Raw genomic sequence first — 21930 nt, forward strand, 5'->3', positions numbered from 1 at the left:
CGGTGGTCGCCATCGTGTATTTGCGCTCGCCGATCGCGCCGACGATCTGGCCTGCATCCTCGATGTGAATGCGCTCGTCACCGGCCTGGCGGTCGAAGCGATCGACCACCAGGACCGTCGGGCCATGGGCGAGCAACTCGGCCGGGATGCCATCGACCGCTTCGACCGGGACCAGGCGGCAATCGGCGGTCTCGACGCCGATGCTGCGCGCGAGTTGCATCGCGGCGAACTCGGCCTCCGGCAGCCCGGGATAACGTTCGCTGGGAACCTTGAGGATGCAGCGTCCCGTCCCCATCCGGCCCGGAACCGTCAGCCGTTCGCCATCCGCTTGGGCGACGAATTTGAGCTGGACGCCCGCGAGCGAGAATTTGACGATGCCTTCGGGTTGCGCCGCTTCGAAGCCATGGACGCGCTCCAGCCGCAAGGGCCCGGCCGAGTCGGGCGTGCCGGTCTCGGGCGTGATCAGCACGGCTCCGGGCAGATCGCCACCGAGCCGCAGCAGCAGGTCGAATTGATCGTGATTGCCGGGGCCCATCTCCGCCATCACCAATTCGCGCAGCGCCCCTTCGGGCAGGAGTCCGGAAAACCAGGGCGGCAACAGGCCATGCAACCCGATCTTGTCGCTGCGGTCAGCGAGCCGTGCGCGGGTCGCGTCATCGTCGCCGGGGACTTGCCAACCCAGACTCAGCACCGGCCGGGCGGCGTCGCGCAGGTATGTTTCGTCGACCACGAAGGCAGTCGCGCCATTGCGATCGCGCGTGAGCGTGCCCACTCGCGTGGCCTGCCCCCTGGGTCCGAGCAGGTGAATGCCGAGAACGGCGGCGGTCGCCATCATCCCTCTCCGTCTTCGTCAGAGAGATCGACGAACACATCATCGAAGGCAGATCCTGTGGGACTACCGCCACGCGCCATCTGTTGGGGCGAGACCAATGCTCGCACTTGGGCGGCCCGGGCACTCGGCACCAGCACCGGCACCAAGCCGAGAGCGTCGCAAATCTCGACCATAAGCGTCAGCCGATCGCGGCCTGGCCGATTGTTGAGCAGGTCACGCTCGAGCTCGGAGATGCGTGCGCGGTCGCGTCCCAGCCGGCTCGCCAGCTCGGGTTGGGTCAGCCGACGGGCGCGGCGCGCATTGCGCAGGTCCTCGCCCAGCAGCTTCAAGATTTCGGCCTTCATGCGAGATTCCGCTCTTTTTCCTCAAGCAAGCGGAATTTCGCTATTCCAATCTTGAATGGTGCGCAAGCGTAATTCCGCTCTTTCGAGCCTTGGCGAGCGGAATTACGCCCATTGTCCGCCCTGCCCTTTTGGTCCTGTCCGAAAACCATATACGCTTTTCGGACACCTTTCGGATCGTCGCGCCCGGAGTGGCCGCTCAGCGTCCTTCCAGAAGCGTGACCAGCTCCAGAAGCTTGAGCCGGATCGCGTCCAGTTCCAGCGCGACGCGTACGTCTCCCCGCCCAGCCGCCGCGAGAACGGCCCAGAGAACCTGGTCGGAATGTCGGGCCAGCGATACCAGATGATCGCATTTCGGCACATGGGTCGCCGCCAGCCAGTGCTTGACCGCGCGTTCGCTTGCTCCCGTCCATCGCATGGCGGTCTTCGTGGCCCTGTGACTTGCCCCCAGCTCGGCGATCAGCGCCTGCGATATCATAGCCGCCAGATTGGTCTCGTCGCCCTCGGAATGTAATTCCTTGCCCGTTTTCGGAAACATCTTTCCGTTCCTTTCCCGCTATGTCTTCCACGTGCGGGAGGAGTCCTGCGCTCACACCATCTCTCGGAATCGTCAGGCACTTGGCCGCACGACGAACAGTGAGGGCAGTGCTTGGTGAGTTGGCTAGACCCGCAGGACGAGCGTTCGGAGGGACCGTCGGCGATACGGGCCGCCGAGTATGTCCGCATGTCGACCGACCATCAGCGCTATTCGACGGAGAACCAGGCCGACGCCATCCGCCACTATGCCACGGCGCGCGGCTTCGAGATCGTCCGGACCTATGCCGACGAAGGCAAGAGCGGACTTCGGATCGACGGCCGAGACGCGCTCAAGCGTCTCATCGAGGACGTCGGCGCCGGGGCGACCGACTTCAAGGCGATCCTCGTCTACGACGTCAGCCGCTGGGGTCGTTTCCAGGATGCCGATGAGAGCGCCTATTACGAATATATCTGCCGCCGTGCTGGAATCGCCGTGCACTACTGCGCCGAGCAATTCGAGAATGACGGCAGCCCGATCTCGACGATCGTCAAGGGCGTCAAGCGCGCCATGGCCGGCGAATATAGCCGGGAGTTGTCCGCCAAGGTCTTCGCCGGTCAATGCCGGCTGATCGAGCTCGGCTTCAGGCAGGGCGGTCCGGCCGGGTTCGGGCTGCGCCGCGTCCTTGTGGATCAGTCCGGGTCGATCAAGGGCGGACTCGAACGCGGCGAGCAGAAGAGCATCCAGACGGATCGCGTCGTGCTGGCGCCGGGTCCCGACAACGAAACCGCCATCGTGCGCGAAATCTATCGTGCTTTCGTGCATGACCGGCGCTGCGAGCGCGACATTGCCGATGCGCTCAACGGGCGCGGGCTTGTCACGGATCTTGGGCGCCCCTGGACGCGAGGCGCCGTCCACCAAGTGCTCATCAACGAGAAGTACATCGGCAACAACGTCTGGAACCGCGTCTCCTTCAAGCTGAAGAAGAAGCGGGTCCGCAACGATCCGGGGATGTGGATCCGGGCGGAGGACGCCTTTCCGGCGATCATCGACAAGGGGCTGTTCGAGGCGGCGCAGACGATCATCCGCGAACGGGCCTTCCGGCTGAGCGACGATGAGATGCTCGATGCCCTCCGGAACCTCTTCCACGCCCAGGGCCTGCTGTCCGGGCTGATCATAGACGAGACCGAAGGATTGCCGTCGAGCAGCAGCTACCGCGCCCGGTTCGGAAGCCTGCTGAGAGCATATAGCCTGGTCGGCTATCGTCCCCGGCGCGATTATCGCTACATCGCCATCAATCGGGCGCTCCGGTGCATGCACCCCAATGTCATCGACGAGGTTTCCGAAGGGTTCGCCGCGGTAGGCGCACATGTGGCACGCGACGCCGACGACGACCTCCTTACGATCAATGGCGAGCTCAGCATTTCCGTCGTCATTGCACGATGCCGGCAAACGCAGGCGGGATCGCTGCGATGGAATCTCCGCTTCGATACCGGCGTCACGCCCGACATCACCATTGCCATCCGCATGGACCGCGCCAACGAGCGGCCGCTCGACTTCTATCTCTTTCCCCGGATCGATCGCGCCAGCGCCGATGTGCGGCTTGCCGAGGAAAACGGGCTGTCGCTCGACGCCTACCGCTTCGACACGCTCGATCCGCTGTATAATCTTGCCGAACGCATTCGCATCCCGGAGGCGGCATGACGATCCCCACCCATCCTGGGCAAATGGCCTCGATCCCGATCGAGCGTATCCAGGTGCTCAATCCGCGAACACGCAATCGCCGCCAGCATCGGGAGATTGTCGACAATATCGACACCGTCGGGCTGAAACGTCCGGTGACGGTGCGACGGCGCCAGCGCGAGGATGGCGATACATTCGACCTGATCTGCGGCGAAGGACGACTGGAAGCGTTCCGGATGCTCGGCGCCGAGGAAATCCCGGCGATCGTCATCGAAGCGGATGACGATGACTGCCTCGTGATGAGCCTGGTCGAGAACATAGCTCGTCGCCAGCACCGTCCCATCGACATCATGCACGAGATCGGGTCGTTGCGCCGGCGTGGATACAATGATGCCCAGATTGCGGAAAAGATTGGCTGCACTCCGAGCTGGGCAAACATGGTCGGAGTCCTGCTGGAACGCGGGGAGGAACGCCTGCTTGCGGCGGTCGAAACCCGGCTCATTCCCGTAAGCCTCGCGGTCGACATAGCCCGGGCCGAAACCGAAGACGCCCAGAGCCTGCTCCTGGAGGCCTATGAGGGCGGGAAGCTGAAGGGCAAGAAGCTCGGCGCGGTGCGGAGGATGCTCGACCAGCGGATGCGCCAGCGCAAAGGCGTTCCCGACAGCGGCCTGGGGCGACGGTCGGGGCGACGGCACATCACGGCAACGGAGATGATGCGGTTCTACCAGCAGGAAGCCGAAAAGCAGCGCATGCTGGTGAAGAAGTCCGATTTCGCCCAGGCACGCCTTCTCTTCGTAATCGAAGCGCTGAAGGATCTCGTCAGCGAGGATGGATTCAGCACGCTGCTTCGCGCGGAAGGACTCGACTCGATGCCGCGAGCACTGGCCTCCCGCGTGTATGGGAAGGCCGCGTCATGACGGGGCGCGGTCCGGTCAAGCTTTCGTTCGAGGACGAAACCAGGCGGATTCCGCTTTCCGACCTGATCGCGCTCAAGACGCTTCGCGCGGGCGTGAAGGAGAGCAAGAAATATACTCAAATCCTGAGTTCGGTGCGCGCGATCGGTCTCGTCGAAGCGCCGGTGGTCACTCCCAACCCGAGCGATAGCGGGCGATACTTCCTCCTCGACGGACAGTTGCGGGTCGAAGCGCTCAGGGACTTGGGAGCGACTGAGGTGGAGTGCATCATCTCCACGGATGACGAGAGCTACACCTACAACAAGCGGATCAATCGCCTCGCGGCGATACAGGAGCACAGGATGATCCGCCGCGCGATCGAGCGTGGCGCGCCGGAAGAGAAGATCGCCGAGGCACTGGGGCTCGAGGTCGCCTCGATCCACCGGCGCTCGCGCATGTTGAACGGGATATGCCGCGAGGCGATCGAGATCCTGAAGGACGCGCCCTGCCCCATGGCGGTCTTCGACATTCTCCGGCGGATGTCGTCGATCCGGCAGATCGAGGTCGCCGAGTTCATGATCGGACAGAATAACTTCACCGTCGTGCTTGCCAAGGCCGCGCTCGCGGCCACGCCGGAAAGCCAGCTGGTGAAGGTGCCGGCAAAACGCCCTGCGTCGGTCTCCAGCGAACAGATGGCGCGAATGGAGCGGGAGCTCGCGAGCCTGCAGATGCAGGTCAAGTCGGTGGAGGACCGCTATGGCGTCGACAACCTGCACCTGACGGTGGCCCGTGCCTACATTCGCACGCTGCTTGGAAACGATCGCGTCGCACGGTGGATATCGCAGCACCGGCCAGAATATCTCAACGAGCTCCAGGCAATCGGCGAGATCGAGACGATCGCCCCATTGCCGGAAGCGGCGGAATGACCTGACGATGGGGACCCGGACCCGATAAACGCGGGGACCGCGGGAGACGCCGCACGGTGGGGCGGATCGAGCGCGGTGGCGGGAATGGCGGCGAACCCGCACGGAGCCCGCTAGGCCGGCAGTCATAGGCTGGCCGATTTGGAGGGGCGTGCCTGCGAATGGTACGCCCCTCCGGTGCGGTGGGGCTCAGGTCGTTGGCTTTCTTGTCGATCGTTGTTCGCGGCGCGTTGTCGACAAGGCCGGGAGGTGTCCATGCGCGGCCGGGATCGCTCTGCATGCGGTCGGCGATTGCTTGGCGCGATCAGGTCATGTCCGAAATCTGCATACGAGTTTCGGACATTAATCAGATTTTCCTGCGTTTCCCCTCGAACCCATCCTTCACGTCGTCGATCCAGGCGACGACCTCGCGTTCGCTCCACCGCGATGCGAAGGGCGAGATCTTGTAGGGACGGGGAAACCGTCCGTGCTTGATCATGTCGTAGATCATCGACTTGCCGAGCCCCACGCGGCGGCAGACCTCGGCCAGCTTGAGAAAGCGTTCGGGCGGCTCCGGGAACTCAGCCATTGCCCCGCCCAGCCTTGTACATCGTCTCGCGCGCCTTTGCGAAGGCGCGATCGCCGTCGAGGAACGAGCGGAGCATGCACGGAACAAGGTCCGTCACGGCCTCCGATTGGCCGTAGGTCGCGCGATAGACCTCCGCATAATCGGTGAGCGCCTGGTTGAGATCGGGCGTGATGCTGATCGTGAGCTTGACCGGCGTGCGGTCGGGCAGTTTCGGGAGCTTGAGCTCGGGCATGGGTCACCTATTCGACGGGAGGGGCGAGCACGAGATCGCGATGGACGACGAGCCGCACCGGCGTGCCGGGCCGGACGGTGATCGTCGGCTGGATCTGGAGGTTGCGCGACGTGATCTGGTCGCCGGCGCGCGCGACGTTCTGCTGGGTCGATTCCCGGAGCGCCTGCACCAGATCGCTCTCGCCGGAGAAGGTCAGGTTCGAGCCGACCCCGAGCAGCGTCGAGATCGCCACGCCCTTGAGGAGCGTCCAGGTGTGGAAGTCGACCTTGTCCTCGAGACCGGCATAGCCGGCCGGGTCGGTCGCCGGCACGTTCTCGATCCGCAGCGAACGGCCGTCGGGGAAGATGATCCGCTGCCAGACGACCAGCGCGCGCCTCTGGCCGAACGCCACGACGGAGTCATAAGTGCCGATGAGGCGCGCGCCCTGCGGGATGAGCAGGATGCGGCCGGTCGCGCTGTCGAATACGCGCTCGGTGACCTGCGCGGTGACCAGCCCCGGCAGATCGGACCTGAGGCCGGTGATGAGGCTGCCGGCGATGACGCTTCCTGCCGACAGCGTATAGGGCGACGCCGCGGGCCGGATCGCATGCGGATTGATATCGCCGTTGCGGTCCTGGGCCGACACGAAGTCCGCCTTGCGCTGTTGCGCGTTGGGGTCGCGGTCCGGATCCAGCGCGACGCGGGTCGCATCAGCAGTGCTCTGCGGGGCGGCAGCGGCAGCCGACGCAGGCGCCGCCTCCCCTGCAGCGGTTCGGTTTCCCGCCTGCACGAGCACCGGGGATTCGCGTGCGGCCTTTCGTTCGGCGGCGGCCTGCGCGCGCGCCGCCTGTGCGGCCTGCTCGGCCGCCGTCGCCTGCGGCGGCGTGCCGTCGGCCGCGATCGCCTGCTGGTGCTTGAGGATGGGACGGCCGAGATCGCCCGGCAGCGGCGGACCGAGCTGCGGCGCATTACCGTAGCTAGTGGGAAGCGCGCTCAGCGCGTCGCTGGGCGCCTTTGCCGGCTCGGCAAGGTCGTTCTGCTCGCCGACCAGCTGGAGGCTTCGGGGCTTGAGCGCGAGCCAGGCGGTCACGACCAACACGACGATGGCGCCCGCAGCCAGTGCCACGATAAGCCCGCGCTTGAAGCGGATCGCCGGTGCGGGGCGCGCCCGCAGCACGAGCGTTTCCGGATCGACCTTGGCCGGCGCGGCGGCTTGGGGAGCGGTGGCGGCAGCCTCGGTCATCGCGCCCTCCTGCCGGCCCGGCTGATGCGCACGACCTGCTGGCGCTTCGTGCCGAGGCGGAGCTCTGCCGTGTCGAACAGCCGGTCGACCACATAATAGCGGCCCCGCAGCCGGTAATTGACGAGCTGGGCTTCACCCCGCTCGTCGACCAGGAACAGCGGCGGCGCTTCACCGACTGCGATAGAGGGCGGGAATTCGATGAACGTCTGCCGCCCGTCGTCGAACGCGCGCAGCGGGCGCCAGTTCGGCCGGTCCCGGGAGATCTCGTAGCCGAAGTTGAGCCGCTCGATCTCCAGCCCCGCCGCGACCGGCGCGGCAGCCGCGGCCGCCTCCTGCGCGCGCCGGACGGCGAGCAGCTCGTCCTGCGGATAGCTCCACGACAGCGCTGCCATTGCAGGCCCGGGCGTGCTGGCCAGGGCAACATGGTAGGTCCGCCGGTCGGTCGTGATCACCAGGTTGGTGCTGAGGCCGGCGGAGAAGGGCTTCACCAGCACGTGGATGCGCTTCTCGGCGCCCGTGCCGCTGCTCGTGTCGCCGATTACCCAGCGGACGGTGTCGCCGCTGGCGACGGCCACCAGGTTCTCGCCCGGCTGCAGCGCAATGTCGGTCACGCGCTCGGGTGCGGTGTAGGCGCGGTATATCGTCCCCTCGGCGTAGGGATAGACGGCAGTGGCATTCACGAAGTCGGGACGCCCGGGCTCCAGGGTGGCGCCAGCGTTGGCGGCTCGGACCGCGGCGACGCCGCGTTGCGATCGGACCTCGGGCGCCTGGGCCGATGCGGCGGTCGGGACGATCGTGGCCGCGGCGAGCGCCGCGAGGACAAGCTGACGGTTCATTGCCGGCTCTCCGTGGCGGTGGGGGATGGCGGCTCGAGCGCCAGGTTCGGATCGAGCGGGGATCCGAGCGGCACGCTCGGCGAAGGGGCCGGCGCGGGCGAGGGTTCGAGCTCGCGGCTCCAGTCGATCGCGTCAACGTAGAGGCCGAGCGGATTGCGCCGGAGCGTCTCGGCGTTGGTCGGAGGGCGCTGCACCACGGTCAGGATGCCGGTCCAGCTGGACGTTCCGGTGCGCACCCCGCGCTCGAACGCCGTTTCGGTCCACTTCACCTGGAAGGAACTGTCGGAGGCGCGGACGACGCTCGTCACCTGCACCGAAACCGTCTTCTCGCCCACGGCGCCGAAGGGATCGGCGACGCGCGCATAGTCGCCGAGAAACTGCGCGCCGCGCCGGGTGACGAAGTCATAGACCGACAGCCAGTCGCGGCGCATCAGCACCGGATCGAGCGAGACGGACCGGACCTTCTCGATGAAGCGCGCAAGATGCCAGGCGACCTGGGCATCGGTCGGCTGGTAGTCGCGCTCGGCCTCGCTCACTGCCCGGGCTTCGCCGAGCCGGTCGACCGCGACGACATAGGGCACGACCTTGCTCTGGAGGGACTGCCAAACGAGCGCGGCCGACATGGCGGTCGTCAGGAACAGGCCGCCGAACGCCATGACCCGCCAGTTGCGCGCCTGGACGCGGGCCGACCCGATACGGTCGTCCCACGCCTGCCCTGCCCGCTGGTACGGTGTCTCGGGCTCGGGCGTGTGCCCATAACGCTGGACGCTTCGCTTGAAGCGCATGGCTCAGTCCTCCTTTTCCTTGATCTCGGGGTTGGCCGAGGCGCCGCCGCGGTCGCCCTCCTTCAATGCCTGGAGCGCGATATGGCGGTGGTGCCGGGCATCCTGCTGCCGGCGAAGCGACCGGGCCCACGCAGGCGCGGCCTCTGCGCCCACGCCAGGCGCCGGCGTCTCGCCGCCGGTGCCGGCGAGCGCGGACCATGCGGCGGCGCGCCCGGATTTTGCTGCTTGCCTCAGGCCGAAGGCCGAGCCCGCTGTTTGGCGCGCCGCGCCGGCGGTCGCCTGGGCAACGCCCTTGAGACCTGCGCCGACACTTGCGGAGCCAGATGCCTCCCGCCCCAGCTTGTATGCGGTCGACGCGGCCGAGCCCATCGCAGTGCCGGCGCGGACGGCGCCGAGCGCGCCGGCACCGGCAAGGCGCGCGGCACCCATCGCAGCACCGCCGCCGAGCGCCACCACGCCTGCCGCGCCCAGGGTCGTGCCGACGGCCGCGCCCGCGCCGAGCTGCGGCGCGCCAGCGACCAGCCCGGATGCGATGCCTGGGCCGAAGATGCCGAGGCCGAACAGCGAGAGCGCGCCGAGCGCCAGGCTCATCGCCTGTCCGAGGTCGGGCTCCTGGCCCTGGAGCGAGGTCGTAAACTCGGCGAAGAAGCTCGAGCCGATGCCGACGATGACGGCGAGCACCATCACCTTGATGCCGGAGGAAACGACGTTGCCGAGCACGCGCTCGGCGAGGAAGCTGGTCCGGTTCCACAGCGCGAACGGCACGAGGATGAAGCCGGCCAGCGCGGTCAGCTTGAACTCGATGATCGTCACGAACATCTGCACGGCGAGGATGAAGAAGGCGAGGATGACGATCGCCCAGGAGAACAGCAGCACCGCGATCGTCAGGAAGTTCTCGAAGAAGCTGATGAAGCCCATCATGCTCGACGCCTGGTCGAGCAGCGGCCAGGCTGCCGAATAGCCGGTGGCGGCAAGGCGGCCGGGCCTCAGCAGGTCGTCGGCGCCGAGCGCCCCGCCGCCCGCGGTGAGGCCCGCCTGCGCGAACGAGCGGAAGATGATGTCGGCGAGCGTCGAGAAGTTGCCGAGGATCAGCGCGAAGGCGCCGACGTAGAGGATCTTCTTGAGGAAGCGCCCGAGCACGTCCTGCTCGCCGCCCATCGCCCAGAACAGCCCGGCAAGCGTGATGTCGATGCCGATCAACGTGGTGGTGAGGAACGCGACGTCGGGACCGAGCAACCCGAACCCGCTGTCGATGTAGCGGATGAAGGCTTCCATGAACCGGTCGATGACGTTGAGATCCTGCACGTGGCTCTTTCCTCTGCAAATGAAGGGGTGCCGCGGGGCATGGCGGGGGAGCTGAAACCACGCCCCGCGGCGACGGCGGCGGGGGCGAAACCGCCGCCGCCTCGGGCCGGGGCGCCTATTGGGGCGTGTAGGCGGAGCCCGACCCGAGGAACTTCCTGGTGGCGAGGCGTCCTTCCGCCTCGGCCTGCGCGCGGCGTGCCGCTTCGGCCGCCTCGGCGCGGAACTGGGCAGCCATCAGGTTCTGGACCTGGAGCTGCTGCTTGGCGGTGAGCGCGAGCAGCTGGTTGGTGGCCTGCTGCGCCTGCAGCGCACCTTCAGCGCCCTGGCTCTTGGCCACGATCGCGCTCAGGGTTCCGGCGTCGGCCGCCACGTTCTCTGCGACCTGCGCCTGGACCATCATGGTCTGCCGGTAGGCGGCCATGGCGGTATCGAGCCGCTGCCGCGCGGCGAGCACCCGCTCGTCGGTCGAAAGCGCCTGGGCGAAGTCCTGCGGGAAGAGCCGGCGGAGCTGCCGGTCGAGCCCCTCCATGCGGAAGTCCAGCCCCTGCGCCTGTCCCATCAGCCGGTCGATCTGCTGTAGCCGCTGGGTGATCGCCTGGAGCTCCGGGAAGTCGATTGTCTCCAAGTTTTTCGCCTGGTTGAGCAGCATCGCCGCCTCGTTCTGGAGCGAGCGGATCTGGTTGTTGATCTGGGTCAGCGTCCGGGCGGCGGTCAGGATGTTTTGGCTGTAGTTGCCCGGATCGAACACGGTGATCTGCGCCGCGGCCGGCGGCGCAGTGATCGCCATGCCGAGCGAGAGGACCGCGGCAGCGCCGAGCGCGGCGGCGACGAGGTGCTTGCGCGACGGGGGATGCATGGAACGGCTCATGGTCATGTCTCCTGGGGGGCTTGCGGTTGGGGAGCAGGGAAAGTGGCGAGCAGGTCGGCGGCCCAGTCGAGATCGGCAGCGCGGAGGAAGCGGTCGGCGAAGTGTTCCGGGCCATGCTCGGCGAGCAGCGCGTCGACGCGCTCGACCCATTCGGGGCCGGAGGCGCCGCACAGCGCGAGCGCGAGCGGTCCGAGCCCCAGCTCGAACAGACGGTTTCCGCGAGCGGACTGAAGGTAATAGTGGCGCTTGGGCGTTGCCCGGCTGACCAGCTCGACCTGCCTTTCGTTGAGCCCGAACCGCTCGTAGGCGTCCCGGCTCTGCGGCTCGATCGCGCGGTCGTTGGGCAGCAGGATGCGCTGCGGGCAGCTTTCGATGATGGCCGGCGCGATGCTGCTTGTCGTGATGTCGGCGAGCGACTGTGTAGCGAAGACGACGGCGACGTTCTTCTTGCGCAGGGTCTTCAGCCACTCGCGGATGCGCGCGGCGAACATTGGATCGTCGAGCAGGCTCCAGGCCTCGTCGATGACGAGCAGGGTCGGGCGTCCGTCGAACCGTGCTTCGAGCCGGTGGAAGAGGTAGTTGAGGACCGGCGCGACGACGCCGGCTTGGAGCATCAGCGCCTCGGTCTCGAAGCACTGCACCTCGGCGAAGGCGAGCTTCTCCTCGGCCGCGTCGAGCAGCCGCCCGTAGGGACCTTCGACCGTGTAGGGGGTGAGTGCCACCCTGAGCGGCGCCGACTGCAGCAGCATCGAAAGGCCGGTCAGCGTTCGCTCCTCGACGGGCGCCGTGGCCAGGTTGCCGAGCGCGGACCAGACCGCATCCTTGACCTGCGGCGTGACGGTCACCTTCTCGTGCGCGAGCAGGGCGGCGAGCCACTCGGCCGCCCAGGCGCGCTCTATGGGCTCGTGGATGCGGCGCAGCGGCTGGAACGCCAGGGGCGCCTCTTCGCCTTGGCCCCCCAGCGCATAATGCGAGCCGCCCATCGCCAGCACCGGCACCCGGGCCGAGAAGCCCAGGTCGAAGATGATGACCTGCGAGCCCGCGTAGCGGCGGAACTGGAGCGCCATCAGCGCGAGCAGCACCGACTTGCCGGCGCCGGTCGGCCCGACCACCATCATGTGCCCGACGTCGCCGACATGGGTCGACAGCCGGAACGGCGTCGTGCCCGAAGTCTGCGCATGGAGAAGCGGCGGCCCGTCCAGATGCCGATTCGTGTCCGGTCCCGCCCAGACGCCCGAGAGCGGCATCAGGTGGGCCATGTTGAGCGTATGGACGAGCGGCTGGCGGACATTGGCATAGGCATGTCCCGGCAGCGACGAGAGCCATGCCTCCACGGCGTTCACCGTCTCGCGGACGCAGGTGAAGCCGAGCCCGTTGACGATCCGTTCGACGGCGCGGACCTTCTCCTCGACCCGGGCGCGATCCGGATCCGCGACGGTGATCGTCGCCGTCAGGTAGCCGAAGGCGACATGATCGCCGCCGAGCTCCTGCAGCGCGAGGTCGGCATCGACGACCTTGTTGTCGGCGTCGCTGTCGAGGAGCTGGGCGGGCTGGTTGTAGAGCACCTCGCGCAGCAACGCGGTGATCGATTTGCGCTTGTTGAACCACTGGCGCCGGATGCGGGTCAGCACCTTGGTCGCGTCGGTCTTATCGAGCGCGATGAAGCGGGTCGCCCAGCGGTGCGCGAAATCGGCGGAATTGAGCGCATCGAGGATGCCCGGACGGCTCAGCGACGGGAAGCCGAGGATGGTGACCGTGCGCAGGTGCGCCTCGCCGAGCCGGGGCTCGAGACCGCCGGCGAGCGGCGTGTCCGCCAGGATCGCGTCGAGGTACATCGGCGTCTCGGGCACGGCGACAGGGTGCCGGCGATCCGAGACGGTGCCGTGGAGATAGGCCAGCGTCTCCGCGTCATCGAGCGCCCTGACCTCGGGCATGAACCCGGCGAGAAGGTCGAGCACGCGTTCGGTCTCCGCGACGAAGCGCGCGAGCTCACCGCGCCAGTCGCGTGTCCCATCCTGCTCGGGGCGGTCGACCAGCGCGCGGCCGGCGGCATCGCTGCTGTCGGCGGGCGGCAGCCAGAGCAGCGTCATGTAGTAGCGGCTCTCAAAATGCTCGCCCTCGGCTTCGAACCCGGCGCGGCGCTCCTCGTCGACGAGCCAGGACACGGGGTCGGGGAAGCGGCTCTCGGGATAGCCTTGGCTCTCGCGGCGCTCGGCTTCGAAGAACAAGGCCCAGCCCGAGCCGAAACGCTTGAGCACGTTGTTCGCGCGCGCCGAGGCCGCGACCAGCTCCGCCTCGGTCGCGCTCTCGAGGTCGGGCCCGCGAAAGCCAAGCGTGCGTTGGAAGCTGCCGTCCTTGTTAAGGACCACGCCCGGGGCGACCAGCGCCGCCCACGGAAGATGGTCCGCGAGCCGGTCGGCGCGCCGGCGATATTCGTGCAGGGCTAGCATGCGAGATACCCCTTCTGGCGCAGGTGCCGGATCAGGACCGAAGCGAAGTCGGGATCGCGGCGGGCGGCGAAGACGGCGAGGCTGTGGGCCACCGCCCAGATCGCGATGCCTGCCAGCCATTGCTGGAGGCCGAGGCCGATCGCGGCCGCGATCGTGCCGTTGACGATCGCGAGGCCGCGCGGCGCCCCGGCGAGCAGGAGCGGCTGGCCGAGGCTGGCGTGGATCGGCGCCTCGAAGCCTTCGACGTGCCCGCCGGCGCTCATCCGACCAGCGCCCCGCCGCCGAAGCTGAAGAAGCTCAGGAAAAAGGACGAGACCGCAAAAGCGATCGACAGGCCGAAGACGATCTGGATCAACCGCCGGAACCCGCCCGCGGTCTCGCCGAACGCGAGCGTCAGGCCGGTCACGATGATGATGATCACCGCGACGATCTTGGCGACGGGTCCTTGGACGGATTCCAGCACCTGCTGGAGCGGCTCCTCCCAGGGCATGCCGGAGCCGCTGGCCCAGGCCTGGGCCGACATGACAGCTAGGCCGAGCGCCAGGACCGGGACAGCCCGCGGGCGGCGAAGCGAAGCGTTGCTCAACATGGGTCAGTCTCCATCAACGAGGGGTTCGGGAGCAGGGGTGAGGTCGACGAGGGCGTAGTTGCCGTCCGGGTCGAGGCCGGCGAGCCGGGCGATGGCCTGGACCCGCCGCGCGGCGCCGCGTCCGTCGATGAACACGACGACGTCGATCGCCTCGGCGATCAGCCGGCGCGGCACCGTGACCACCGCCTCCTGGACGAGCTGCTCGATCCGGGTGAGCGCGGCGGCGGCGTTGTTGGCGTGGACCGTGGCGATCCCGCCGGGGTGGCCGGTATTCCAGGCCTTGAGCATGTCGAGCGCCTCGGGCCCGCGGACCTCGCCGACGATGATCCGGTCTGGCCGGAGCCGCAGCGTAGAGCGGACCAGGTCCGCCATCGTGACTGCCCCGGGGCGGGTGCGGAGCGCGACCGTGTCGGCGGCGGGCGACTGGAGCTCGCGGGTGTCCTCGATGAGCAGCACGCGTTCGTCGAGGTACGCCATCTCGGCGAGCAGCGCGTTGGCGAGCGTAGTCTTGCCCGAGCTGGTTCCGCCGGCGATGAGGATGTTTCGGCGCTCGACCACGGCCAGCGACAGCAGGCGTGCCGCGTCGGCCGACATGATGCCGTCCGTCACATAGTCCATGAGTGTGTAGAGCCGGGTCGCGGGCTTGCGGATCGAGAAGCAAGGGCCGAGCGAGACAGGCGGCAGCAGGCCCTCGAAGCGTTCGCCGGCCCCTTCGCCGTGCGGCGGAAGCTCGGCCGACACGATCGGCCGGTCGGCATGGACCTCCGTGCGCGCGTGCGACGCGACCAGCCGGATGATCCGCTCGACTTGGGCAGGGTCGAAGCGGACCAGCGTGTCCGTGCGTCCCTCGCCCAGGCGGTCGAGCCGGAGCGCCCCGTCGGGGTTCACCATCACCTCGAGCACCAGGGGGTCGGCGAGCGCCGCCGCGATCGTCGGCCCCATCGCCGTGCGCAGCATGGCGCGGCGCCGGCCTTCGGACACGGTATCGGGTCCGCCGCTCATGCCGCGCCTCCCGTGTCCTGGTCGTGGCCGATCGTGCGCTTGCCGGCGGCGAGCTGGCGGCCGACCTGCGCCACGAACTTCTCGAAACGGTCCCGCCCGACGGCGATCGCGGCAGCATCAGCCTCCGGCAGTGGCGCCGTCACCATCAGCTGGTAGCGGACGAACAGCGAGAGGCTCTCGAGCAGGACCTCGATGTCGCGCCGGGCATGCCCGATCTCGCGCGTGATGCGGTCGAGGCGGAGCTTGAGGAGGTCGTCGATTTCCTTGGCGCCTCGCCGGGCAAGCCAGTCGGCGAGCGCGTCGTTCACGAGCCGCGACTTGTTGCCCACCGTGCCGGCGGCGAGCGCCTCCAGCGCGTCGCTGAGCTCGCGGTCGATATAGAGGTTCTGGCGGACCTTCATGGCTCAGATCCCCGGCACGAGGTCGCGGTCGCTGCCCTCGTTGAGGGCGTATCCGCGGGCGACGGCGGTGAGGCCGCGCGCCTGGTCCATGGCTTGGCTGTAGGCGGCGATATCGTCCTCGTCGGCGAGCGCGATCGTCGGGTCGGGCGTGGTCTCGGGCTGCGGGGCCGACTGTTCCGGCAGGCCGGGGTGGCGCTGCTGCTCGAGACCGCCGTCTTCGGCCGGTTCCTCGGACGCGCCCTTCCCGCCGAGACGTGCATCCGGGCCGCGGACGATCCCGCTCCAGTCGTCGGCGCGGGCGTCGGGCCGGTCGGCATAGCAGCCGTCCGGCAGCGCCGGTGGCGGCCCGGCGCGGTTGGTGAAGTTGCGATCGGCAAAATAGCGCAGCTTGCGCGCGCGGATCGGCGCCATTCCGGAGACGAGCACCAGCTCGTCCTGTGGCGGGAGCTGCATGATCTCGCCGGGCGTCAGCAGCGCGCGGGCGGTTTCCTGGCGACTGACCATGACGTGGGCGAGCCAGGGCGCGAGCCGGTGCCCGGCATAGTTGCGCATCGCGCGCTGCTCGGTGGCGGTGCCGAGCGCGTCGGAGATGCGCTTGGCGGTGCGCTCGTCGTTCGTCGCGAACGCGACGCGGACATGGCAGTTGTCGAGGATCGAGTTGTGTTCGCCATAGGCCTTCTCGATCTGGTTCAGTGACTGCGCGATGAGGAAGGCGCGGATGCCGTAGCCGGCCATGAAGGCGAGGCTCGTCTCGAAGAAGTCGAGCCGACCGAGCGCCGGGAACTCGTCGAGCATCATCAGCAGCTTGTGCCGCCGCTCGGAGCCGGATTGATCCAGGCGCTCGGTCAGGCGGCGCCCGATCTGGTTGAGGACCAGGCGGACGAGCGGCTTGGTGCGGCTGATGTCCGAGGGCGGGATTACGAGGTAGAGCGAGAGCGGCCGCTCGCCCTCGACGAGGTCGGCGATGCGCCAGTCGCAGCGCGAGGTGACCTCTGCGACGGTGGGATCGCGATAGAGCCCGAGGAAGCTCATCGCGGTGGACAGCACGCCCGAGCGCTCGTTCTCGCTCTTGTTGAGGAGCTCGCGGGCAGCGGAGGCGACGACAGGATGGACGCAAGGATGCTCGTCGGTGCCGAGATGGTTGGTGGTCATCATCCGCCGCAGCGTGGCGACGAAGGGCCGCTGCGGGTCGGAGAGGAAGGTGGCGACGCGGGCGAGCGTCTTTTCTTCCTCGGCATAGAGGATGTGGAGGATCGCGCCGACCAGCAGCGAATGGCTGGTCTTCTCCCAATGGTTGCGGCGTTCGAGCGCACCTTCAGGATCGACGAGGATGTCGGCGATGTTCTGGACATCGCGGACCTCGTTAGGGCCGCGGCGGACCTCGATCAGCGGATTGTAGCGAGCCGAGCGCGCGTCGGTGGGATTGAACAGCAGCGCGTGGCTGAAGCGCGCGCGCCAGCCGGCGGTCAGCTGCCAGTTCTCGCCCTTGATGTCGTGGACGACGGCCGAGCCGGTCCAGCTGAGCAGCGTCGGCACGACGAGCCCGACGCCCTTGCCGGAGCGGGTGGGCGCGAACGCCATGACGTGCTCGGGGCCGTCATGGCGAAGATAGCGCCCACCGAGGCGGCCGAGCATGACGCCAGCGTCGCGCAGCAGTCCGGCGCGTTCGATCTCCTTCTGCGTCGCCCAGCGGGCGGAGCCATAGGTCGTGACGAAGCGCGCCTGCCGCGCACGCCAGAGCGAACCGAAGATCGCCGCGCCGCAGCCGATGAACCCGCTCGCCGCTGCCAGCGTGCCCGCGCGGTCGAACACATGGGGCGCGTAGGCGTCGAAGTGATACCACCAAGGGAACAGCGACCACGGGCGATAGACAGGCAGCCGTCCGACATGGAACCAGGCCCGGCCGAGCTCGGGCTGGTAGGCGAGCATCGCCGCCGCCCATTGTGTCCCCGCCCAAAGCCCCGTGAGCACAATCGCGAAGACGATGAGTATCTGTCCGATGAGCAGCTTGGTAGGCGTCACGTCGAGGCTCCCGCCGGTCGACGACGGTCGATCCGGACGGCCTCAGACTCGGCCTAAGCCCTTGAAAAGAGAATGACCCTGATGGGCCTTGATTGGCCAGGAACGGCCTGGTTCGGACCTCGTTCGCCCTGGTCAACGGGGTTCGCTGTCCAGCATCGCCAATATGCTCTTCGCGGTGGCGAGAGCCCGCCGCGCCGCCTCCGGTCTAGCGGTTTCGATTGCAGCGAGATGCTGCGGGGTCCCAGAACGGCCTTCGCAGTCGGGCGAGGGGCTCGCCGGTGGCCGCTCTACCGCTATGGGCGAGCCCGCGCATCCGGAGAGCCCCACCCACTCAAAAGTGGATTATTTCGCAGGTTAGGGAGCGTCCAGCAGCTCAACTGCCGACGCATAGACCCATCCCTCGGAAAGCTGGTCGGTCAGAGGGTCGCGGTAGATTACCAAGCGCCATTTGCCCCTGCTCTCCTTGACTGCAATCGCTGTGCCGGCGTCGCCCCGCATCAGCACCTGTGCCTTGCCCTGCGGCTCCCGGCGGATCGCCGCGCCCCGCTTCAGTTCCCCGCGCGGATAATCGCCGACATAGGCGTTCTTCGCCGCCTCATCGGCTGCGAGGATCTCGTCGAGCTTCTCCTCGATGGCCTTGGCATGGACTACCATCTCGGAATGGGCCTTCTGCTCCGCCGGCGTCAGGTCCTGCGACGAGAACTCCTTGTAGATGGTCTGGAAGTTCAAGAGGATGCTGAGCAGCGCGAACGCGCCAATGGCGCGCAGTTCCTTCGCGGTGTTCTCGCCGAACATCGAGAACATGGCGCTCATGAGCGCCATGAACGCCACTACTAGGTCGGTGCTTTGCGTCGGATCCTCGGTTTGACCGATCGCGTCGAGAATGCGCTGCGCCTCGATGACCTGCTCGGCCATAACGACCGTGCTGCTCGTCGCGACCGCTTCAGCAGTCGCGCGCAACGTCATCATGTCGATCATGCGCGCCCGCTCGGCCGCCGTCTTCAGGATGTCCAATTTCGGCGCCAGGGTTTGGCTCATCGCCCGGAACTGATCGCCGATGCTCGAGTCCATCATCAGCTTGCCGAGCACCGACCTATTGGCTTCGAACAAGCCGCCGAGCTTCACCATGTCCGCGACCGTCGAGCCGACCAGGCCACGCTGGGTGGCAAGGATACCAGTCGGATCGCGGTTTATTCCGATACCGGTCTTCTGGAGCGCCACCATCCAGCTTGGCGTCGCATAGTCCTTGAGCACCGAGAGCCTGCTCAGGCGATAGGCCTCGCTCGCCGCCATCACCTCGCCGATCCGCGTGTCCTTCATCATTGCCGCGGTCTTGAGAATGCCGCTCCTCTCCACCGCCTCGAAAGCTGCAAGGCCGGTGGGCAACCTCGTGAGTTCCTGCAGCGCGAAACTCGGGCCAAGCGCGCGCTTAAGCAGGTCAGACTGCTCGCGCTGGCGCTTCATCATCTCGTTCAAGGGACTGTCAGTCCCGAAAGGGGATTTGCTCGTCATCCGACTTACTTGGCAGATTCGCGCCCGGCGTTCGACCTACATTTGGCGCACCGCAGCGAACCGCATCCGAAGCGAAGTCAGGCGCGACCTTGGGAGACAGGGCCGCAATTTGGCGGCAGCGTGTCCAAACCGGCCAGTCGGATGATGGTTCAGGTGATCAAACGCGCTACAGCCCGGCGCCAGACCGAAGCTCTTGGAGCCGCTCGCGCGATACTTGCTCGACGATGTTGCGGAGGTTGCGCACGCATTCAAGGATGGCGTTCAGCTCCTCGATGCTGATTTCGTAGGCGGTGGAATAGCGCGCCTCGACATAGGCGCGTTTGAGGAGCTGGAAGCGCCGACGGTCGATCCGTCGCTCGCGCGGCCAAGCTTCGATCAGCCGCGGCTCGTTGTCCTCGGCCAGCGAGCGCAGGAATTTAATGTTGTGCGAGCGCGGGAAATAGAGCGTGCGCACGAGCAGGAAGCAGATGTAGGCGCGCTCCACGGCCTGATGCAGCGTGAAGGCTGCGTCTTTGAACTCCTGCTCACCGATGTAGAAGTTTGCTCCCTTTATAGAGCTGTCAACCTTCCTCAGCCACTCCCCGAAATAGACGCCCGCCATCTGGTAGGCGTCAGCTGCCGTGAGCGGTGCAGGTGCGGCGAGCGGGTGGCAGGGCAACTCGTACAGCACGATGCCATCACGGGCGATGTCGACCCAGAAATACTCGCCGCGCCTGAGCGACTGGTTCACCTCGTCGAGCGAATGGACGATGATGTTCACCGGCCGCTTGATCTCGGCGTCGCGGAGGATGCGATCCTCGGCCACATACCAGTAGTGCGCGATATCGGTGAGGTCCTCGTGGTTCACCACCACGAGCAGGTCGAAATCGGACTGGTAGCCGTTCTCCGGCTCGTCGACCCAGTCGGTTCGCGCGTACGAGCCGAACAGGATGATCTTGAGGATTTTTCCGTTTTTGCGGCTCGGCGTCGTCGCCTTCGAGATCGCCTCGGCGAACTCCTCCATCAACACGCGCTGGACGCGTTCCAGCTCGCCCTGTTGAACTGCCGGCAGGTGATCGACGTCCCTTCTCATCGCCCGGAATCTTCGGCGACCGAGAGTCTCTTGGCAAGCACAGGTTGTCGGATCAGCTGCCCGCCGGCTATCATTGGCCGTTCGGGGGCGCCGGATGGCCGTTATCGGCGCGCGTTCTCAAGCGCGGTTCTCAACTTCCGGGGCCGCCGGACACCGAGTACATCTTCGCCATTCTCGCATGGGGCTGGGGCTATCGGCCATGTTGCTGGCAGGCTCCGGACTCGTCGCCGCCGCGAATGAACTTGTCGAGGCGCTCGGCGGTGTCGGCGGCCTTTGCCGGCGTGTCCAATTCGCACTCCCACGAGACGATAACGCGCCATCCTGCCGCTTCCAGTTCCGAGCGAACACGCTTGTCCCTCGCGACGTTGCGATCGAACTTGTCGATCCAAAATTGCGTGTTGGATTTCGGCGTCGTGGCAACCTTGCATCCTTCGTGGCGGTGCCAAAAGCAGCCGTGCACGAAGATCGCGACCCGATGCCTCGGCAGCACCACGTCCGGCTTGCCGGGTAGTTGCCGCCCGTGCAGTCGAAACCGCAGGCCACGCGCGTGGAGAGCCTTGCGAAGGAGTACCTCGGGCTTGGTGTTCGACGAACGGATGCGACGCATCCGCTCCGAGCGTTCCTCTGGGGTGAGGGTGTCAACCACGGGCTGCTAGCCGGGCTTGCCGGCCACCAGCTCGAAGAAGGGCAGCCCCCTCACGATGTCACCAGGCATGTCGAAGGACTTGTAGAGGCATTGGTGCACTTGGAGCGACTTGATGCGCTCGGCCAGTTCGGCGGCAGCGCCCGACAGGCCAAGCGCCGCAAGCTCCGCGGGCGTGACGTTCGGCACCTTGTGGATGAACCACGTCAGCAGCGGCTCCCGGTAATCGGTGGCATTCACCTTGAAGTGCCGCAGGTATTGCGACGCCAGGATCACGCCCGTGCCAAACTCGCGTCCCTGCAGAAGCAATTTGCGCAGGACATCGAATTCGTACCGCATGATGTTGTCCGCCTCGTCGACAAGCAAGTAGGAGTCGATCGCGCGAAGCTGCGGGTCTGCCCCGAGGAACGGACGCTTCGGCGTTCGCAGCATGTTTTCATAGAACATGTTGAGCATGACCGCGACGAGCATGTTCTTGCTGCGGTCGTCCTGCCCAAGGGCGTCGAGCGAAATCACCACCACGCCGTCGAGGAACTCATCGAAAGGCTGGGTCTCGCTCGTGCTCGAGGCAAAGACCTCCATGTCCACCAGATCGTCGATGATGGCCATTGGCGAATCTGACTTTCCGTCGAGCAATTCGGCGTAGGCGGAGTGCACATCGTACAGCGTTGGCTGCTGCCCTGGCAGGCAGCTCTCGTAGGCTGACTTGACGGCTCTCTTGAGCTTGTCGCGCTGGACGGGACCAATGCCGGAGTAGATCTTGTCGAGGACGTCGGCGAAAAATCGGAAGCGGTCGAGCCAGGGCGCCGCGGCTTCGCCTATCGTCCGGGTGTCAAACAGGTTGAGGGGAAGGCGGTGCGGTCGCACTACGCGAGCGCCCGTAGCCGCCACGAAATCCGGATTGCTGTAGTCCCGCTTGTAGTCGAAGATGAGGAAGCGAGGCTTGATTCCACGGTTCGCCTGCGCCGCGGAAGAGATCTGCATGATTAGTGATTTCAGAAGCTGGGTCTTGCCAGTGCCCAGGTCGCCCACCACCCCCATGTTGAGCTGGTTGAGGCGAGTGTCCGAAATGTTCAGCGCCACCGGCTTTGGCTGGAAGCCATCGACGGTCGCGCCGATCTGCAACACGACGCCTTGCCCCTCGTCATCGACCTCCAATGGCGTCGTGTCGACCGGCTCGGCTGGCGCCTCCTCGGCCGGCGCTTGAGGCTCGGCGCCTGGCGTCGCGGGCTGGGCG

Annotated in this window: 23 protein-coding genes; 3 read left to right on the plus strand and 20 right to left on the minus strand. The window is 67.0% G+C overall.

The genetic code is table 11. The features are described 5' to 3' along the window. The 3 genes from AX681_RS15980 to AX681_RS15990 all read right to left on the minus strand — a co-directional run. Window positions 1-832: type II toxin-antitoxin system HipA family toxin (locus tag AX681_RS15980; RefSeq protein ID WP_231734988.1), on the minus strand; the 832-nt coding region annotated here is incomplete at its 3' end. Then, window positions 832-1176: a helix-turn-helix domain-containing protein gene (locus tag AX681_RS15985; protein ID WP_066659490.1), complete on the minus strand. Its 345-nt coding sequence runs from the start codon at window positions 1174-1176 to the stop codon at window positions 832-834. The genes AX681_RS15980 and AX681_RS15985, both read right to left, overlap by 1 nt. 196 nt (window positions 1177-1372) lie before the next feature. Beyond that, window positions 1373-1711: a hypothetical protein gene (locus tag AX681_RS15990; protein WP_066659488.1), complete on the minus strand. Its 339-nt coding sequence runs from the start codon at window positions 1709-1711 to the stop codon at window positions 1373-1375. A gap of 186 nt (window positions 1712-1897) precedes the next feature. Between AX681_RS15990 and AX681_RS15995 the strand changes: the two genes are divergently transcribed. The 3 genes from AX681_RS15995 to AX681_RS16005 are packed head-to-tail and all read left to right on the plus strand — an operon-like array spanning window position 1898 to window position 5189. Beyond that, window positions 1898-3391, plus strand: coding sequence for a recombinase family protein (locus AX681_RS15995; RefSeq protein ID WP_066659485.1), 1494 nt, complete (start codon window positions 1898-1900; stop codon window positions 3389-3391). Continuing rightward, window positions 3388-4287 (plus strand): plasmid partitioning protein RepB C-terminal domain-containing protein, encoded by a 900-nt coding sequence (locus AX681_RS16000; RefSeq protein WP_066659483.1) that lies wholly within the window; start codon window positions 3388-3390, stop codon window positions 4285-4287. The genes AX681_RS15995 and AX681_RS16000 overlap by 4 nt, the downstream gene beginning before the upstream one ends. Further along, complete coding sequence (locus AX681_RS16005; protein WP_066659482.1) at window positions 4284-5189, plus strand: plasmid partitioning protein RepB C-terminal domain-containing protein; 906 nt, start codon at window positions 4284-4286, stop codon at window positions 5187-5189. Before AX681_RS16000 ends, AX681_RS16005 begins: the two co-directional genes overlap by 4 nt. A gap of 343 nt (window positions 5190-5532) precedes the next feature. On the opposite strand, the gene AX681_RS16010 is transcribed toward AX681_RS16005, so the two are convergent. From AX681_RS16010 to AX681_RS16090, 17 genes are all read right to left on the minus strand, one after another. Continuing rightward, a complete protein-coding gene (locus AX681_RS16010; RefSeq protein WP_066659480.1) occupies window positions 5533-5754 on the minus strand; it encodes a helix-turn-helix transcriptional regulator in 222 nt (73 codons plus the stop codon). Beyond that, entirely contained in the window at window positions 5747-5986 is a 240-nt protein-coding gene (locus AX681_RS16015; protein WP_066659478.1) for a DUF2274 domain-containing protein, read from the minus strand. The genes AX681_RS16010 and AX681_RS16015 overlap by 8 nt, the downstream gene beginning before the upstream one ends. 7 nt (window positions 5987-5993) lie before the next feature. Continuing rightward, window positions 5994-7208: a TrbI/VirB10 family protein gene (locus AX681_RS16020; RefSeq protein ID WP_066659476.1), complete on the minus strand. Its 1215-nt coding sequence runs from the start codon at window positions 7206-7208 to the stop codon at window positions 5994-5996. After that, window positions 7205-8044, minus strand: a complete 840-nt coding sequence (gene trbG / locus AX681_RS16025) for a P-type conjugative transfer protein TrbG (RefSeq protein WP_066659473.1) — start codon at window positions 8042-8044, stop codon at window positions 7205-7207. Before trbG ends, AX681_RS16020 begins: the two co-directional genes overlap by 4 nt. Then, on the minus strand, window positions 8041-8829 hold the full coding sequence (gene trbF, locus AX681_RS16030; RefSeq protein WP_066659471.1) for a conjugal transfer protein TrbF: 789 nt from the start codon (window positions 8827-8829) through the stop codon (window positions 8041-8043). The genes trbG and trbF overlap by 4 nt, the downstream gene beginning before the upstream one ends. 3 nt (window positions 8830-8832) lie before the next feature. Then, complete coding sequence (gene trbL / locus AX681_RS16035) at window positions 8833-10134, minus strand: P-type conjugative transfer protein TrbL (protein WP_066659469.1); 1302 nt, start codon at window positions 10132-10134, stop codon at window positions 8833-8835. Between the two features lie 115 nt (window positions 10135-10249). Continuing rightward, a complete protein-coding gene (trbJ, locus tag AX681_RS16040) occupies window positions 10250-11008 on the minus strand; it encodes a P-type conjugative transfer protein TrbJ (RefSeq protein WP_231733720.1) in 759 nt (252 codons plus the stop codon). After that, entirely contained in the window at window positions 11005-13452 is a 2448-nt protein-coding gene (trbE, locus tag AX681_RS16045; protein ID WP_066659467.1) for a conjugal transfer protein TrbE, read from the minus strand. Before trbE ends, trbJ begins: the two co-directional genes overlap by 4 nt. After that, window positions 13446-13715, minus strand: coding sequence for a VirB3 family type IV secretion system protein (locus AX681_RS16050; protein ID WP_066659465.1), 270 nt, complete (start codon window positions 13713-13715; stop codon window positions 13446-13448). Before AX681_RS16050 ends, trbE begins: the two co-directional genes overlap by 7 nt. After that, on the minus strand, window positions 13712-14041 hold the full coding sequence (locus tag AX681_RS16055; protein ID WP_066659463.1) for a TrbC/VirB2 family protein: 330 nt from the start codon (window positions 14039-14041) through the stop codon (window positions 13712-13714). The genes AX681_RS16050 and AX681_RS16055 overlap by 4 nt, the downstream gene beginning before the upstream one ends. Before the next feature lie 3 nt (window positions 14042-14044). Then, complete coding sequence (gene trbB, locus AX681_RS16060; RefSeq protein ID WP_066659461.1) at window positions 14045-15043, minus strand: P-type conjugative transfer ATPase TrbB; 999 nt, start codon at window positions 15041-15043, stop codon at window positions 14045-14047. Continuing rightward, window positions 15040-15444: a CopG family transcriptional regulator gene (locus AX681_RS16065; protein WP_066659452.1), complete on the minus strand. Its 405-nt coding sequence runs from the start codon at window positions 15442-15444 to the stop codon at window positions 15040-15042. Before AX681_RS16065 ends, trbB begins: the two co-directional genes overlap by 4 nt. Window positions 15445-15447: 3 nt before the next feature. Beyond that, complete coding sequence (locus AX681_RS16070) at window positions 15448-17466, minus strand: conjugal transfer protein TraG (RefSeq protein WP_066659450.1); 2019 nt, start codon at window positions 17464-17466, stop codon at window positions 15448-15450. A 354-nt stretch (window positions 17467-17820) separates the two neighbouring features. Continuing rightward, window positions 17821-18942 carry a hypothetical protein gene (locus AX681_RS16075; protein ID WP_066659449.1) on the minus strand — a complete coding sequence of 374 codons (1122 nt, stop codon included), beginning with the start codon at window positions 18940-18942 and terminating at the stop codon, window positions 17821-17823. Window positions 18943-19144: 202 nt separating this feature from the next. Beyond that, a complete protein-coding gene (locus AX681_RS16080; protein WP_066659444.1) occupies window positions 19145-20050 on the minus strand; it encodes a HEPN domain-containing protein in 906 nt (301 codons plus the stop codon). A gap of 190 nt (window positions 20051-20240) precedes the next feature. Beyond that, window positions 20241-20696, minus strand: a complete 456-nt coding sequence (locus AX681_RS16085) for a very short patch repair endonuclease (RefSeq protein ID WP_066659442.1) — start codon at window positions 20694-20696, stop codon at window positions 20241-20243. A 6-nt stretch (window positions 20697-20702) separates the two neighbouring features. Beyond that, a partial coding sequence (locus AX681_RS16090) for a hypothetical protein (RefSeq protein WP_197424305.1) occupies window positions 20703-21930 on the minus strand: 1228 nt, incomplete at its 5' end.

The sequence above is a fragment of the Sphingomonas sp. CCH9-E2 genome (assembly GCF_001557215.1).
Lineage (GTDB): Bacteria > Pseudomonadota > Alphaproteobacteria > Sphingomonadales > Sphingomonadaceae > Sphingomonas.

Excerpts from the sequence above, each read along its gene's own strand:
- AX681_RS15990 (WP_066659488.1), bottom strand. The coding sequence starts at position 1,711 with ATGTTTCCGAAAACGGGCAAGGAATTACATTCCGAGGGCGACGAGACC.
- trbJ (WP_231733720.1), bottom strand. The coding sequence starts at position 11,008 with ATGACCATGAGCCGTTCCATGCATCCCCCGTCGCGCAAGCACCTCGTC.
- AX681_RS16055 (WP_066659463.1), bottom strand. The coding sequence starts at position 14,041 with ATGTTGAGCAACGCTTCGCTTCGCCGCCCGCGGGCTGTCCCGGTCCTG.
- trbE (WP_066659467.1), bottom strand. The coding sequence starts at position 13,452 with ATGCTAGCCCTGCACGAATATCGCCGGCGCGCCGACCGGCTCGCGGAC.
- AX681_RS16005 (WP_066659482.1), top strand. The coding sequence starts at position 4,284 with ATGACGGGGCGCGGTCCGGTCAAGCTTTCGTTCGAGGACGAAACCAGG.
- AX681_RS15985 (WP_066659490.1), bottom strand. The coding sequence starts at position 1,176 with ATGAAGGCCGAAATCTTGAAGCTGCTGGGCGAGGACCTGCGCAATGCG.
- AX681_RS16065 (WP_066659452.1), bottom strand. The coding sequence starts at position 15,444 with ATGAAGGTCCGCCAGAACCTCTATATCGACCGCGAGCTCAGCGACGCG.
- AX681_RS16000 (WP_066659483.1), top strand. The coding sequence starts at position 3,388 with ATGACGATCCCCACCCATCCTGGGCAAATGGCCTCGATCCCGATCGAG.
- AX681_RS15995 (WP_066659485.1), top strand. The coding sequence starts at position 1,898 with ATGTCGACCGACCATCAGCGCTATTCGACGGAGAACCAGGCCGACGCC.
- AX681_RS16080 (WP_066659444.1), bottom strand. The coding sequence starts at position 20,050 with ATGAGAAGGGACGTCGATCACCTGCCGGCAGTTCAACAGGGCGAGCTG.
- trbF (WP_066659471.1), bottom strand. The coding sequence starts at position 8,829 with ATGCGCTTCAAGCGAAGCGTCCAGCGTTATGGGCACACGCCCGAGCCC.
- trbG (WP_066659473.1), bottom strand. The coding sequence starts at position 8,044 with ATGAACCGTCAGCTTGTCCTCGCGGCGCTCGCCGCGGCCACGATCGTC.
- AX681_RS16015 (WP_066659478.1), bottom strand. The coding sequence starts at position 5,986 with ATGCCCGAGCTCAAGCTCCCGAAACTGCCCGACCGCACGCCGGTCAAG.
- trbB (WP_066659461.1), bottom strand. The coding sequence starts at position 15,043 with ATGAGCGGCGGACCCGATACCGTGTCCGAAGGCCGGCGCCGCGCCATG.
- AX681_RS16010 (WP_066659480.1), bottom strand. The coding sequence starts at position 5,754 with ATGGCTGAGTTCCCGGAGCCGCCCGAACGCTTTCTCAAGCTGGCCGAG.
- AX681_RS16050 (WP_066659465.1), bottom strand. The coding sequence starts at position 13,715 with ATGAGCGCCGGCGGGCACGTCGAAGGCTTCGAGGCGCCGATCCACGCC.
- AX681_RS16020 (WP_066659476.1), bottom strand. The coding sequence starts at position 7,208 with ATGACCGAGGCTGCCGCCACCGCTCCCCAAGCCGCCGCGCCGGCCAAG.